Origin of the sequence: Chryseobacterium oncorhynchi, assembly GCF_002899895.1 — a bacterium.
In the GTDB taxonomy this organism is placed as follows: Bacteria; Bacteroidota; Bacteroidia; order Flavobacteriales; family Weeksellaceae; genus Chryseobacterium; species Chryseobacterium oncorhynchi.
The window spans coordinates 357,230-371,075 of record NZ_PPEI02000003.1 but is presented as its reverse complement, the minus strand read 5'-3'; the positions used below and the strand labels follow the sequence as shown (position 1 = coordinate 371,075).

Here is a 13,846-nt window from a genome sequence, read left to right as displayed (position 1 = left end):
ATGTCTAATTATTCGTCTGTAGCGAAAGAAAAATGATAATATTGCAAATGAAAACCCAAATGATAAAAGAAAGAAGTGAAAATGAAGCATGGGTAAATCGGATTTACCACATGAAAATCTAATCTGTTTAAAATTAATAACTAAATATGAAAAGAGTTGTCATTACAGGCTTGGGAGCATTGACTCCCCTGGGAAATAATGTCGAAGATTTTTGGCAAAACAGTATTAACGGAGCTAGCGGAGCAGGGTTAATCACTCATTTCGATTCAGAAAAGTTTAAGGTACACTTTGCTTGTGAGGTAAAGGGTTTTGACCCAAAGGTACACCTTACCCACAATGAAATTAAAAGAAGTGATCTTTTTACACAATATGCAATGTACGCTTCTGCGGAGGCATTAAAAGATTCCGGTCTTGAGCTTGAAAATATGGATCCTTTTGATACAGGTGTGATCTGGGGAACAGGGCAAGGCGGAATGTGGACTTTTGAAAAGGAGGTAATGGATTTCGCGCAAGGTGATGGAACACCACGTTTTAATCCATTTTTTGTCCCTAAATTTATTGCCAACATGGCTTCCGGAATGATTTCCATGAAATATGGACTTCAGGGAATCAATTATACAACGGTTTCTGCTTGTGCAACAGGAAATACAGCAATAATGGACGCTTTCAATTATATCCGTCTCGGAAAGGCGAAAGTAATCGTAAGTGGTGGTTCTGAAGCTGCTATTACTCCTGCATCTATTGGAGGATTCTCTATTATGAAGGCAATGTCTACAAGAAATGATGATATTACCTCCGCCAGTCGTCCTTATGATGCAGAGAGAGACGGATTTGTAATGGGTGAAGGAGCCGGAGCTTTAATTCTGGAAGAGTATGAACACGCCAAAGCAAGAGGGGCAAAAATCTATGCTGAATTGGCAGGAGCGGCTATGACGGCAGATGCTTATCACATGACAGCACCTCATCCTGACGGTATTGGAGCTATCAAAGCCATGCAAATCGCTGTAAAAGAAGCTGGTGTGAACATGGAAGATATAGATTATATTAATCCACACGCCACTTCAACACCACTGGGAGATTTAGTTGAATTAAAAGCAATTAACAATGCTTTTAAAGGAAGTAAAAACCTTGATATAAGTGCTACTAAATCCATGACAGGGCATTTATTGGGTGCTGCCGGAGCCGTTGAAGCTATTCTTTCCATTAAGGCTATTCAAAATGGAATTATTCCTCCTACCATTAACCTTCATCATATTGACGAGAACATTCCGAAAGATATTAATATTGTTTTTGGGAAAGCAAAAGAAAAAGATATCAATTTTGCACTGAGCAATGCCTTTGGTTTTGGAGGGCATAATGCAACTTTAGTATTCAAGAAGTTCAGATAATCTGAATTAAAAATAATAATAAGAAATCCCTGCATGATAGTCATGCAGGGATTTTTTACCCACTATGATTTCAAAAAAGCAGCCAAAACTGACTGCTTCAAAACATAACGAATATATATACTCTCTCAAAAAGAGATTTTTATCAAAGATTACTTAGCGTCCGGGATAAAAAAGTCATCCGAGTTTTCTGAAATCGGAACATACAGCCTCTCCCATTCTTTACTTTTCACCATATCCCAACTATGTCCTGTTCCTTGAAGGTCTTCCGCTAAAAGAACGACTCCCGGTTTAATTATAAAGGTAGATCCATCTGTTACTTTAAATCTTATATTTCCCTTAATTGTAATAACATATTGTCTTCTGGGTGCCGGATGGGCATTTTTTTCCCATTCTTCCGTTTTATTACTCATCCAGAAAGTCGTGGTGTTCATGTGTTTAAGAGTCGGTATTTTTCCTTTCTCAAAAGTACATGATCCATCGGGATTATTAATTAATCTTATAGCAGGAATAAACTCGGAAGAAGCTTCCGGAGTTACACTTACATTTTTGTGGTTTTTATGTTGTCCGTTCATAAGTCCTACAGTACTTAATGCTAAAACAAGGCTGAAGCCTTTAATGAAATTTTTCATTATAAATTTAATTTTTTATTTTTAATTATACACAGTATCATAAACCAGCATTCTGTCAAAGAATGGTTTATATTGTTGAACTAAAGCCAGATGCTCAGGAAGTTTTCCATAGGCTTCAAGCTCTTCCAGGCTATCAAATTCCATAGAAGCATTGTAGGTAAAACTGCTGTCTAAAACACTTCTTGGGCTGGAGTCTGCAGGTTTTCCGTAACGGAGATTCTTTTGATAAGGAAGTTTTTTAAGACCTTCAAAAAAATTTTCAAATTCTTTTACTTCATGCTCGGAAAGATCTTTTCTGAGCCAAAACAGTAAATAATGGAAGTACATTTTTTTCTTTTTTATTGGGTTAAACATGGGTAAATGGTTGGCCAACAGATTTCCTGAAATCAAGAGAAATGCAGAAGCCTTAACTGACTGGAATAAAAATTTTCTTCTTTCCATCGTCATTTATTTTAATTAAAATCTATTCTATATTTAAGGACAAACTGCCATTTTCTCTCAGAAACTACGGCATTGTTTGAAGGATCATTAGCGTAAACAGGTCTGTTTTGTGCATCAAAAGTTAATCGCGAAGACATTCCGTTCATCAACAAGGAAATTCCAGCATCATAAATAACTGCATTATCATGAAGTCCTTTAAGGTCTGACAGCTGCATTCCCACAGCAGGCTGAAGCTGAAGATTTTTCTTTTCTTTATTCAAATAAGGAAGAGTCCCTCCTAATTGTACATAATACGTATTTCCTGTTCCAATAACGGGCATAGCATTTCCCGCTCCGTTCAGGCTGGCTTGTGTAACATCTACAGAGGTTGCCGGATTGTTGGTTCCTACATATCGAATATAATTGGGACCGTAATCGTTATGCATTGCCATTCCATATGCACTTATGGAAGTTCCTTTTGCTTTGTTAAGTGGCGCATCATAAAATAAGTCTACGGCAAAGCTCTTCATATCATCATTTACTGTATTTTTACCAGCGTCCAGATGCCATAATGCATTGTGGATATAATCAAACCCAGCTCCAAGGCTCAGCACATTTTTCTTCCCTACATACGTCCCGGAATTGAAAGGAGTAGAAATATTTTCTTTATCTAAAAAAGCATATCTGAAATATCCGGAGAAGTCTTTTCCCGGAGAATTCTTGCTGAAAGAAGCTACATTCAGTTTCGGATCCGAAGTCGCCATTGTATAAGGGTCAGCTACAACCAGGCGGTAATCAAATTTTCCAAGCTGCCCTTTAATATAAGCACTCAGCTCTCTTACGGTATAATCTGTAGCTCCGGCATTGGATGTAGCATAAGCCGGCAAATCATATAATAAAGTATTCAAAGGGCCTGTAGTAAATCTTGAAAGACCACGCCAAGTAGAACGCCCTGCACCAAAAGCAATTTTATCATTGAAAGCATATTCAGCATAAGCATCCAAAAGATCAAAATAATTACTCCCTTTTGCATTGACATTAACATTGGTGGTTCCTCCCTGTAACACAAACATTAGTTTTTCAGTGGGCTTATAAGTCATTTTCACACGAACTCTACGAAGAGAAAGGTCAGACAGATCTGATTTTGCCTCATTATTAACAAGACTTCCCGGATTAAGCTGTGTATATCTGGCCCATAGTTCCGCATAACCGCTAAGGGAAATATATCGTGAATGTTCATCATTGAAATAATGCGTTAGCCCGGGATTATTAAAATCGTTTTTTTTCTGAGCTTCTAATTTTCCCATGAATCCCAATAGGGAAAGCAAAGCAATTCCGGTTCTGAAAGAGGTAGTCTTCATATTTTTCTATTCTTATCTTTTTGTTGATTTCAACGGGACAAAATTAGATCGGGAATGCTGCTTCAGTTATTAGAAAACTATTAGAAACCTTATAGAAAACTATTAAAAAGGTTAATCTTTTCTGATAAAAGAAAAATATAAAATACCTTTGTATAGGCTTTTAGGACAACTGAAAATCAATATTTTGAAATCTAAAACTTGATGAAAAAACCAACCCTTTAGGCTCATATTATTTCCTTATGAAAGTTTTAATTATAGAAGATAATTCACGCGTTTCAAGCCTTTTGAAGAGAGGACTGGAAAGCCAGGACTATCAGGTGTATATTTCGGAAGATGCAGAAGATGCTATTGTCCTATTGAATAAAATAACATTTGATCTTGCGATTACAGATATTATGCTCCCAAAAATGAGTGGCATTGACCTGTGTAAGCTGATTAAACAGAAATATCCTGATCTGCCCATTATCATGCTTACTGCGTTGGGGACTATTGATGAAAAGATTGAGGGATTTGATGCAGGAGCGGATGACTATATGGTAAAACCATTTGAAATCAGAGAACTTTATGTGAGGATAAAGGCTATTCTGCAAAGAAAATCAAATAGAAATAAAGAAGCTTATGTAACGGATCTGGAATATCATGACCTTAAGATTGATAAAAAAATCAACAGAGTCTTCAGAAACGGAAAAGAAATTGAACTCACTCCCAAAGAGTTTAAACTGCTTGTGTTTCTGGTAAGCAATGCCGAAAGAATTCTTACCCGTGAAGAAATTGCAGACAATGTATGGGGAAATCATTTTGATACCGGAACGAATTATATTGATGTTTATATTGCTTATCTGCGGAAAAAGATTGATAAAAATTTTGACCATAAACTTATTCATACCAAACCAGGTGTAGGATTTATTTTTGCCTCACAACTATGAAAATAGCAACCAGAACAGCACTCATATACTCCATCCTTACGGCAGGCATTCTCTTTTTGTTTGCCTATGTTCTTTATTTCGTTTCCGAAAAAAACAGGGAAGATGAGTTTAATGATCGTTTGGGCTACAAAGTTATCTGGCGGTCTGAATTTATCTTTGATGTGAAAATCACTAATGAAAAAATCCGTGAACTTCACCAACGTAACCAAAAACTATTGAATGAAGCAGATATCAGTGTTTATAACAGTAAAAAAGAGCTTACATTTACAGATATTCCTCCATTAAAAAGCAATGAAAAATATCTGGATAAAATTATCCGATCCAATAAAAACAGAATATTCTGGCAGCAGGGTGATCGTCAGTATATCGCTATTCAATTTGATTCAAACAAAGAAAAATATTATATCATTGGAAGTGCAGTAGACATCACCGGAAAAGCTCATATCTCAGAATTTAAGAAAGATATCATCATCATTTATCTTAGCTCTATTGCGATTATTTTCATTGTCGGATTCCTTTTTTCGTATTACACTTTAAAGCCTTTAAAAGATATTATTCTTCAGATCCGCGATATCTCTGAGCACAATCTGAATAAACGGCTGAATGTTCCTAAGGCAAAAGATGAAATTTATGAGCTGACTGAAACTTTTAATTCTACATTCAATAGGCTGGAAAAATCCTTTAACAATCATAAGCAATTTGTTACCACCATCTCCCATGAGTTCCGAACTCCTCTTTCTATCTTAATTGCAGAACTTGAACTTGCGAAGGAACTTAATGTGACATTGGAGGACTATAAACTTTCTATTGACAATGCTCTGCAAGATGCTAATGATGCCTCAGAGCTATCTTCGGCTCTTCTGGATTTCGCCAGAGCCAGTTATGATGTATCACAAATCAGTCTTACCACGCTCCGTCTGGATGAGATCCTAGCAGAAGCCAAACTTGCATTGCTCCAGAAAAATATCCATTACAAAATCGGAATCAACTATATGAGTAACGCCTCTGATGATGATGAAAACAATTATGATTTTTATGGCAATCCTTACCTTTTGCAAGTTGCTTTCTCAAACCTGATGGAAAATGCCTGTAAGTATTCCGAAGACAAAAGTTGTCATATAGAAATAGAAACCCATTCAGAATATATAAAAATCCATTTCATAGACCACGGTATTGGTATTTCAGAAAATGATCTTTTAAAAATTTATGACCTTTTTTACCGGGGTTCTAACAAAAATTTTGAAAAGGGAAACGGAATCGGTCTTTCTATTGTAAAAAGAATTGTAGAAATTCATGAAGGTCGATTGACTATAGATTCTGAAGTTTCGAAAGGAAGTATATTTACGGTAGTATTTCCCTCCAAAAAATAAAAAAGCAGTCTAATCTGACTGCTTTTTATTTTTATGATTTTAACCATTCCGAAGAGGAAAGATAATTCTGATCAGGATAATAAATGAATAATAAATTTCTTCCTTTTATTGTATTGATCATAGATTGTGTCAGTTCCCTTGGTATTGCCGGACATCCCCAGCTTCTTCCGATTCTTTTGTGTGTAGCAGCAAATTGATCGCTTACATAATCTGCACCATGCATTACAATTGCTCTTCTGTATGCAGCGTCATTGAAACCTTTATCCATTCCCAGTAACTTCAGTGAATATCCGTTGTCACCCTGATAAGTTGCATCTGTGATATAAAATCCCATGCTGCTCTGCCGCGAACTTTCCGTGTTAGAAAAATTCGTAGCAAATTCTTCGCCTGTATTTTTTCCGTGGGCAACCAATGAGTTGAATACTACTTTTTTGTCATCAAGATCTATCACCCAAAGTCTTTTCATATTGGAGGACATAGAAAAATCGCAGATAGTCAATAAATGCGAGTCCTGAGTAAGCAATCCGGCTTTCTTTAAGTTTTCAAATCCTGTTAATGCTTTAGAGAATACTTCGTAGTTCAGTTCGTGTTCAGATTCAAATGCAATTGAATTGTATAATGCTTCTGACGAAGATACAACAGCTGTACTCTTCTCAGATTTCGTGTCAGTTACTCTTTCAGTTTTTGTCGTGATGACATTTTCATTCTTTACCGCCGTTCTTGGAGAAAGATAGAATGAGGTTGTCACCATGTAAATAAGGCCTAATACGCCATAAAATCCATTCATTCAATAATATATTAATTCCAAATTAGTGGGGCAAAATTATAAAAACATAATTACCAGCCAGTTATAACTCCAAAAAGTTTAACTCAATTTAAGAAACTTTAACGGTGACCTCCTCCATCTATCTGATTATAAATCTCTTCTATTCTTTTCCAATAACTCCTATTTATCTTACCATAGAAAAGGTAAATACATTTGACAGCGAAAATATCCAGCTTACTTCTTGATTCGATCCATTTCATAATATTTTTAACCAATATTAGCTCATTAAATCCTGCCCATTCTCCTGCCGGACTTAGTAGATTTGAAAAGAGGACCGGAAAAACTTCATATTCGTCAATCCTTTTTATTTCTTCAAAAGTAAAAGGGCTTTCAAAGAGAACTTTTGCCACATATTTGAAATCTGACTCCTGAAGCTCTGTATCAAGATATAGTTCTGACAGAGCGATCCAGATTTGTTTTCTATTTTCCAGACTCTCCTCTCCCATAGTAAGTAGATAAAATGATTTTATTTTTGTGAATCCGAAACAAATTCCAGACTTACGGAATTCATGCAATATCTTAATCCGGTAGGCTTCGGACCATCATCAAAAACATGTCCCAAATGAGAATCACATCTTTTACAAAGAACTTCTACCCTCTCCATTCCGTAGGCCTGATCTCTTTTATAATATACCCCTTCCTTATCAGCTTCAAAGAAACTTGGCCAGCCACAGCTGCTTGCAAATTTTGAAGTGGAACGGAATAAATGATTTCCACAAACGGCACAATAGTAATCTCCTACCTCATCGAATTCATTGTACTTTCCTGTAAATGCTCTTTCTGTGGCAGCTTCTCTCGCAATAGCATAAAGATCGGGAGCTAGAATTTTCTTCCATTCATCATTGGAGATATTCAGCTTTGCAGTATCGGTTCTTGAATAGTATGGATTGTTTTTTGCTTCTGTATTTTCCATAGAAGTGGTTTTAATGGGTTGTTGTTTCTGCGTACATCCCTGCAGAAAAATTAATATGATAATTGAAACTAAGAATTTCATTGTAAATTTTAACTCTTAAAGTTGAACTGCAAGATTTAAAAACATTTAAGTTACCTAAAGTGTTTAAAGCTTTTATAAAGATTAAACAGTTTCATAACCAAATTTAGTAAATTTGAGAATATGAATGACGAAGCAAAAAGAAAACAGCTTAGAAAATATAAGGCTTTTGCCACAGGTCTATTTGTTCTGATGGCCCTTATTTTCATTGTTACAACTATATTACAGAAGTCCAATCCCTCTCATTGGGTTGGTTACGTACGCGCTTTTGCCGAAGCCGCCATGGTAGGCGCCCTAGCCGATTGGTTTGCTGTAACAGCTCTGTTCCGCCATCCTTTAGGTTTACCCATTCCTCACACTAATCTGATTGAAAATAGTAAACAAAGATTGGGAGATAATCTGGGAAGCTTTGTCGTTAGCAATTTTCTTTCGCCTCAGAATATACGTCCCTACATTCAAAAGATAAAGATTTCCAACTTTGTAGGCGAGTGGCTTGGAAAGGAAAAAAATCAAAATATTCTTGTCAAAAATCTCGCAGATATTGTTCTTGACATCCTCAATAAACTTGATGACTCTACAGTAAGCCAGTTTATCAGTAAAAAAGTATCTGATATGACTGATGATATTAAGCTCAATAAGGTGGTAGGAAACGGAATCCATTATATTTTGGAAAAGAATGATCACCAGAGAATTATTACCAACCTGTCTAAACAGATCAAAGAATATATTATTGAAAACGATGAAATGATCCAGGATCGTGTAAAGAAAGGCAGTTACTCGTTCATTCCATCCTTTGTTGATAATAAAATTGCAGACAAGATTACAGATGGCCTGTCTGAGTTCTTCAGGGAAATTGAAGAAAATCAGGAACACGAAGTAAGAACATTAATCACTCAAAAGATTCATGAATTTTCTACTGATCTTAAAGAAGATCCAAAATGGGATGAAGAGTTCAAAACAATCAAAAACGGTCTTCTGAAGAGTGATAAACTTGATGAATATTCCAATGACATTTGGGTTTCCATCAAAAAAACATTGATGAAAGAATTACAGGAAGATCATTCGGCATTGAAAAACTATCTGTTGAATAACCTCAACGAGTTTTCACAAAACCTAAAAACAGATGAAAATCTTCAAAACAAGATTGATCATTGGGTTCGTGTAACAGCCTACAAATACATTCTGAAAAACACCCATCAATTTGGAAGCCTTATCAGTAATACCGTAGGAAACTGGCAGGGTAAGGAGTTAAGTGAAAAGCTAGAGCTGGAAGTAGGAAAAGATCTTCAGTTTATCCGTGTAAACGGTACATTGGTAGGAGGTCTGGTAGGGTTAATTATCTATACCATCGCCAACTTCTTCCTTTAAAAATGTGACACCTTAACCATGAAAAAAATCCTTACGTTATTATTATCCCTCTCCTTTACTATTCTTTTCTGTCAAAAGATTGAATTAAAAAAGGTTACAGATTCTTCACAACTCTTCAAGGGAGAAATTGCAGGCGTTCCTATCACCATGCAGCTTCATTATGCCGGTATTGCAGATTGCAGCCTGTATCAGTATTTTGTAGAGGGTTGGTATTATTACGATAAATATCAGAAGAAACTTCCCCTTACCGGAATTTATGATTATGGCAAACTGGCTTTATACAATTTCGGAACAAAGCATAAACAAAATTCGGCCAAGCTTAAAGAAGATATTACGTCCCCACAGAAAGTGGAAAAGATCGCTGAAATTGCACAAAACCTCCGTCCAAAGGAGTCCATCATATTTGCAGAAGATCAACAAACTAAAGAAAATCCTATTTCAGGAAAATTTTATCTAGGAAGTAAAGTACTACCAGCCCAATTATTCACCGGTAATGATATGATCTACCGATATAACAATTATCTGATCCTGCCCAATAACAAAAAGATCAACACTTTTGATTTCATCAATCAATATGGTGGAAATGAATTGATATCATATGTGTCCGGAGAGAAAGGGAATCGGGTTCTTTTGTATTTTGAACATTCTTCAAATTTTAATGCCTGTGGGAGATGCGGAGCCAGTGAAGGGGAAAAAGGATACAGGATTCTGTACTTTACCAAAGACTGGAATTATAAACGTTATGAAGAGTTCCTTACCGAAAGCTGTCTGGAGAATATATATGATACGGTTGAAACAAAATCAAAAGATGGAAAAATGATACAGCTTAAAGTGGGTAAATCAGATTCTTTACCAGCCCACACCCTTACTGTTGATGTAAAAAATGCTCTCGTTATAAAATCAAAATAAAAAAAGAGCTCAAAAATGAACTCTTTTACTTTATCTTATCTTGGTAATCTGCTTGCTCTTTTCAAAAGCTCCTGATTAATTTCGTTAATCAATTCCGGGCCTTCGTAAATAAATCCGGTATACAACTGAACTAGACTTGCTCCTGCATCTAATTTTTCAATAGCATCCTTTGCAGAGTGAATCCCTCCTACTCCAATAATTGGGAATGCTCTGTTACTTTTATCCGAAAGGTATTTGATGATTTTTGTACTTCTTTCACGAATAGGTTTTCCACTTAAACCACCATTTCCTATTTGTTCCAAAACTTCTGATGACGTTTTTAAGCCTTCTCTGTTTACAGATGTATTGGAAGCAATCACTCCATCAATTTTTGTTTCTGCAATAAGCTCAACAATTTCATCTAATTGATTGTTATTAAGATCCGGAGCAATTTTTAGTAATATGGGTTTCTGTACCGTTTTTGATTGGTTGATTTTCTTCACTTCCGTGATCAGTTCACGCAGGTACTCTACATCTTCAAGTTTAGCGTGGCTTCCCACATTCGGGCAGCTTACATTCAATACAAAGTAATCTACATGAGGATGAAGACCGTCAAAGCAATCTAGGTAATCTTGGGTATAGTTTTCAGGACTTGTATTGGTGTTTTTTCCTATGTTCCCCCCGATGATTATTTTTCCTTTGTTTGATTTCAGCTTTTCAATAGCAGCTTCAAGACCATCATTATTGAACCCCATTCTGTTGATAATTCCGCCATCTTCTATTAAACGGAACAATCTTTTCCTAGGATTTCCTGCCTGAGCTTTTGGGGTTACCGTTCCTATTTCTACAAATCCGAAACCTAGGTCACCCAATTCATTAAATAATACTGCATTTTTATCGAAACCAGCAGCCAATCCTACAGGATTTTTAAATTTTAATCCGAAAACTTCTCTTTCCAGGCGCTTGTCCTCAATGGGTTTAGGGAAAAATAATTTAGTGAGAAATCCAAAATTCTTGAGCACCGAAAAAGTAAAGTGATGAACATCTTCCGGGTCAAATTTGAAAAGAATAGGTCTGATGATGCTTTTGTACATTGAAAAAAAGTTTTACAAAATTACTCATTTTAAAATTAACCATCGATTTACCTATGATATTTTATCAAAATGTTTTATAAATACTATCTATAAAGTACATCTATCCAATAAGCATCAAGAATATGAGCTTAAATCGAGGTTCAAAATGTCTCCTACTCTCTTGAATTCTTCGTTTACCTTAGCATTCAGTGTTATTCTTTCGTTGGTAATAGGATGATCGAAGATTAATTGATGAGCGTGAAGCATCATTTTGCTCATATTGAAAGTTTCCAGCCACAGTTTATTCTGTTTATTACATCCATAAGGACGACAGCCCAAAATGGGGTGTAAAATATGTTTAAAATGTTTTCTCAGCTGATGCATCCTACCTGTTTCCGGAATAGCTTCTACCAGGCAATAACGTGAAGTCTGATGTTTTCCGAAAGCTAAATCTATTTCTGAAGTCTGTAAACGATGATAATAGGTAATGGCATTCTGCTGAATTTCGTCCTCATTAATCAAATCATAATCAATTGTTTCTTCCTCTTTCGTCCAGCCACGAACAATGACTAAATATTTTTTCTCAACTTTTCGTGTCGCAAATTGATCGTTCATTATTCTTAATGAATCTTTATCTAAAGTGAATAACAGAACACCAGAAGTTTTTCGGTCTAAACGATGCGCAGGATAAACATACTGCCCGATCTGATCTCTCAATTCCTGAATGGCGTAAGTATCTGCCTCTCCTGCATAGTAAGATTTATGAACCAATAATCCGCTCGGTTTATTGATGGCAATAAGATGTTCGTCCCGATAAAGAATTTCTAACATGGGGCAAAAATAGAAATTTTCAACCGATCTAGCCCTGATTGCAGCGACATCCTTTTTTGTTGCGACCTAAGCAAAGCGAAAAAGATACAGCGGAAAGCAGGTTCCCGGCTCTTGAAAATAAAAATGCAAATTTTTGAACTTTTATTTACTGCTTTTTTTATGGAATTTCATGATTTTGGAATCCAAATTCATATTTTTGCACATCAGACGTTAAAAAAATTATGGCAAAGCAAGAAGATGTTTTCAAGAAAGTAATTTCTCACGCTAAAGAATATGGGTTTATTTTCCCATCAAGTGAGATCTATGATGGTTTATCCGCTGTTTATGATTATGGACAGAATGGTGCCGAATTAAAAAACAATATCAAACAATATTGGTGGAAAGCTATGGTACAGCTTAACGAAAATATTGTAGGCATTGACTCGGCGATCCTTATGCACCCAACAACATGGAAAGCATCAGGCCACGTAGACGCTTTCAACGATCCATTGATTGATAATAAAGATTCTAAGAAACGTTTCAGAGCAGACGTTTTGGTGGAAGATTATTGTGCTAAGATTGAAGATAAAGAGAATAAAGAGATTGAAAAAGCAGCGAAGAGATTCGGTGAGTCTTTCGATAAAGATCAGTTTGTTGCTACCAACCCAAAAATTTTGGAATACAGAGCAAAAAGAGAGGCTATTCTTTCAAGATTGGCAAAATCATTGGAAAATGAAGATCTTGCTGATGTAAAATCTTTAATTGAAGAATTAGAAATTGCTGATCCTGATACAGGTTCTAAAAACTGGACAGAAGTAAGACAGTTCAACCTGATGTTCGGAACAAAATTAGGAGCTTCTGCTGATTCTGCAATGGATCTTTACCTAAGACCTGAAACAGCACAAGGTATTTTTGTTAACTTCCTGAATGTACAGAAAACTTCACGTCATAAGCTTCCTTTCGGTATTGCACAGATTGGTAAGGCCTTCAGAAATGAGATTGTTGCAAGACAGTTTATCTTCAGAATGCGTGAATTTGAACAGATGGAAATGCAGTTCTTCGTTGCTCCGGGAACGGAACTAGAATTCTACGAGCAATGGAAGCAAAAACGTCTGAACTGGCACTTAGCTTTAGGTTTAGGAAATGACAACTACAGATTCCATGACCATGAAAAACTGGCTCACTATGCGAATGCAGCAGCAGATATTGAATTCAATTTCCCATTCGGATTTAAAGAATTGGAAGGAATTCACTCAAGAACGGATTTCGACTTAAAGGCTCACGAGGAGTTCTCAGGAAGAAAGCTTCAGTTCTTCGATCCTGAAAGAAACGAAAACTATGTTCCTTATGTAGTGGAAACTTCAGTAGGTTTAGACAGACTATTCCTTTCTATCTTCTCTCATTGTTTAAGAGATGAAGTATTGGAAGACGGTTCAGAAAGAACAGTATTATCTTTACCTCCTGCTATTGCTCCAATTAAAGCAGCCATCCTTCCATTGATGAAGAAAGATGGACTTGCTGAGTATGCAGAAACAATCTTCAATGACCTGAAATATGATTTCAACTTATTCTACGAAGAGAAAGATGCTATCGGAAAACGTTACAGAAGACAGGATGCCATCGGTACTCCTTACTGTATTACCATTGACCACGACTCTTTAACGGATCATACGGTAACAATAAGAGACAGAGATACAATGAAGCAGGAAAGAGTTCCGGTTTCAGAGTTGAGAAGAATCATTGATGAGAAGACCAACTTCAGAAATTTACTTTCTAAACTATAGAATAAAAGCCTT

Annotated in this window: 14 protein-coding genes; 6 read left to right on the top strand and 8 right to left on the bottom strand. The window is 36.0% G+C overall.

The window, feature by feature from the left end:
* Nucleotides 1-146: 146 nt before the first annotated feature.
* Entirely contained in the window at nucleotides 147-1,388 is a 1,242-nt protein-coding gene (gene fabF / locus C1638_RS11970; protein ID WP_109621239.1) for a beta-ketoacyl-ACP synthase II, read from the top strand.
* Between the two features lie 149 nt (nucleotides 1,389-1,537).
* Here fabF and C1638_RS11965 read toward each other — a convergent pair whose 3' ends face one another.
* Genes C1638_RS11965 through C1638_RS11955 form a run of 3 tightly spaced genes read right to left on the bottom strand, consistent with a single transcriptional unit; the run spans nucleotide 1,538 to nucleotide 3,798 of the window.
* Nucleotides 1,538-2,017: a cupin domain-containing protein gene (locus C1638_RS11965; RefSeq protein WP_228428137.1), complete on the bottom strand. Its 480-nt coding sequence runs from the start codon at nucleotides 2,015-2,017 to the stop codon at nucleotides 1,538-1,540.
* Nucleotides 2,018-2,038: 21 nt separating this feature from the next.
* Entirely contained in the window at nucleotides 2,039-2,458 is a 420-nt protein-coding gene (locus C1638_RS11960) for a Dabb family protein (protein WP_165826530.1), read from the bottom strand.
* An 11-nt stretch (nucleotides 2,459-2,469) separates the two neighbouring features.
* Nucleotides 2,470-3,798: a hypothetical protein gene (locus C1638_RS11955; RefSeq protein WP_109621235.1), complete on the bottom strand. Its 1,329-nt coding sequence runs from the start codon at nucleotides 3,796-3,798 to the stop codon at nucleotides 2,470-2,472.
* Between the two features lie 239 nt (nucleotides 3,799-4,037).
* On the opposite strand from C1638_RS11955, the gene C1638_RS11950 reads away from it, so the two are divergent.
* Nucleotides 4,038-4,724 carry a response regulator transcription factor gene (locus C1638_RS11950; protein WP_109621233.1) on the top strand — a complete coding sequence of 229 codons (687 nt, stop codon included), beginning with the start codon at nucleotides 4,038-4,040 and terminating at the stop codon, nucleotides 4,722-4,724.
* Nucleotides 4,721-6,094 (top strand): HAMP domain-containing sensor histidine kinase, encoded by a 1,374-nt coding sequence (locus C1638_RS11945; RefSeq protein WP_109621231.1) that lies wholly within the window; start codon nucleotides 4,721-4,723, stop codon nucleotides 6,092-6,094. Before C1638_RS11950 ends, C1638_RS11945 begins: the two co-directional genes overlap by 4 nt.
* Before the next feature lie 31 nt (nucleotides 6,095-6,125).
* Here the strand turns inward: C1638_RS11945 and C1638_RS11940 are convergent, their stop codons facing one another.
* From C1638_RS11940 to msrB, 3 genes are all read right to left on the bottom strand, one after another.
* Nucleotides 6,126-6,881: a murein L,D-transpeptidase catalytic domain family protein gene (locus C1638_RS11940; RefSeq protein WP_109621228.1), complete on the bottom strand. Its 756-nt coding sequence runs from the start codon at nucleotides 6,879-6,881 to the stop codon at nucleotides 6,126-6,128.
* 98 nt (nucleotides 6,882-6,979) lie between these two features.
* Complete coding sequence (locus tag C1638_RS11935; protein WP_109621227.1) at nucleotides 6,980-7,366, bottom strand: DUF7079 family protein; 387 nt, start codon at nucleotides 7,364-7,366, stop codon at nucleotides 6,980-6,982.
* Nucleotides 7,367-7,386: 20 nt separating this feature from the next.
* Complete coding sequence (msrB, locus tag C1638_RS11930; RefSeq protein ID WP_109621225.1) at nucleotides 7,387-7,914, bottom strand: peptide-methionine (R)-S-oxide reductase MsrB; 528 nt, start codon at nucleotides 7,912-7,914, stop codon at nucleotides 7,387-7,389.
* 120 nt (nucleotides 7,915-8,034) lie between these two features.
* On the opposite strand from msrB, the gene C1638_RS11925 reads away from it, so the two are divergent.
* A complete protein-coding gene (locus tag C1638_RS11925) occupies nucleotides 8,035-9,279 on the top strand; it encodes a DUF445 domain-containing protein (protein ID WP_109621223.1) in 1,245 nt (414 codons plus the stop codon).
* Nucleotides 9,280-9,297: 18 nt separating this feature from the next.
* Nucleotides 9,298-10,188, top strand: a complete 891-nt coding sequence (locus tag C1638_RS11920; RefSeq protein ID WP_109621221.1) for a hypothetical protein — start codon at nucleotides 9,298-9,300, stop codon at nucleotides 10,186-10,188.
* A gap of 35 nt (nucleotides 10,189-10,223) precedes the next feature.
* Here the strand turns inward: C1638_RS11920 and C1638_RS11915 are convergent, their stop codons facing one another.
* Entirely contained in the window at nucleotides 10,224-11,261 is a 1,038-nt protein-coding gene (locus C1638_RS11915; protein WP_109621219.1) for a quinone-dependent dihydroorotate dehydrogenase, read from the bottom strand.
* A gap of 114 nt (nucleotides 11,262-11,375) precedes the next feature.
* Nucleotides 11,376-12,071: a pseudouridine synthase gene (locus C1638_RS11910; RefSeq protein ID WP_109621217.1), complete on the bottom strand. Its 696-nt coding sequence runs from the start codon at nucleotides 12,069-12,071 to the stop codon at nucleotides 11,376-11,378.
* 221 nt (nucleotides 12,072-12,292) lie between these two features.
* On the opposite strand from C1638_RS11910, the gene C1638_RS11905 reads away from it, so the two are divergent.
* Entirely contained in the window at nucleotides 12,293-13,834 is a 1,542-nt protein-coding gene (locus C1638_RS11905) for a glycine--tRNA ligase (protein ID WP_109621215.1), read from the top strand.
* Nucleotides 13,835-13,846 lie beyond the last annotated feature (12 nt).

Coding starts and splice junctions, on each gene's coding strand:
- C1638_RS11955 (WP_109621235.1), bottom strand. CDS start 3,798: ATGAAGACTACCTCTTTCAGAACCGGAATTGCTTTGCTTTCCCTATTG.
- C1638_RS11950 (WP_109621233.1), top strand. CDS start 4,038: ATGAAAGTTTTAATTATAGAAGATAATTCACGCGTTTCAAGCCTTTTG.
- C1638_RS11920 (WP_109621221.1), top strand. CDS start 9,298: ATGAAAAAAATCCTTACGTTATTATTATCCCTCTCCTTTACTATTCTT.
- C1638_RS11915 (WP_109621219.1), bottom strand. CDS start 11,261: ATGTACAAAAGCATCATCAGACCTATTCTTTTCAAATTTGACCCGGAA.
- C1638_RS11965 (WP_228428137.1), bottom strand. CDS start 2,017: ATGAAAAATTTCATTAAAGGCTTCAGCCTTGTTTTAGCATTAAGTACT.
- C1638_RS11905 (WP_109621215.1), top strand. CDS start 12,293: ATGGCAAAGCAAGAAGATGTTTTCAAGAAAGTAATTTCTCACGCTAAA.
- C1638_RS11935 (WP_109621227.1), bottom strand. CDS start 7,366: ATGGGAGAGGAGAGTCTGGAAAATAGAAAACAAATCTGGATCGCTCTG.
- C1638_RS11940 (WP_109621228.1), bottom strand. CDS start 6,881: ATGAATGGATTTTATGGCGTATTAGGCCTTATTTACATGGTGACAACC.
- C1638_RS11960 (WP_165826530.1), bottom strand. CDS start 2,458: ATGGAAAGAAGAAAATTTTTATTCCAGTCAGTTAAGGCTTCTGCATTT.
- fabF (WP_109621239.1), top strand. CDS start 147: ATGAAAAGAGTTGTCATTACAGGCTTGGGAGCATTGACTCCCCTGGGA.
- C1638_RS11910 (WP_109621217.1), bottom strand. CDS start 12,071: ATGTTAGAAATTCTTTATCGGGACGAACATCTTATTGCCATCAATAAA.
- C1638_RS11945 (WP_109621231.1), top strand. CDS start 4,721: ATGAAAATAGCAACCAGAACAGCACTCATATACTCCATCCTTACGGCA.
- msrB (WP_109621225.1), bottom strand. CDS start 7,914: ATGAAATTCTTAGTTTCAATTATCATATTAATTTTTCTGCAGGGATGT.
- C1638_RS11925 (WP_109621223.1), top strand. CDS start 8,035: ATGAATGACGAAGCAAAAAGAAAACAGCTTAGAAAATATAAGGCTTTT.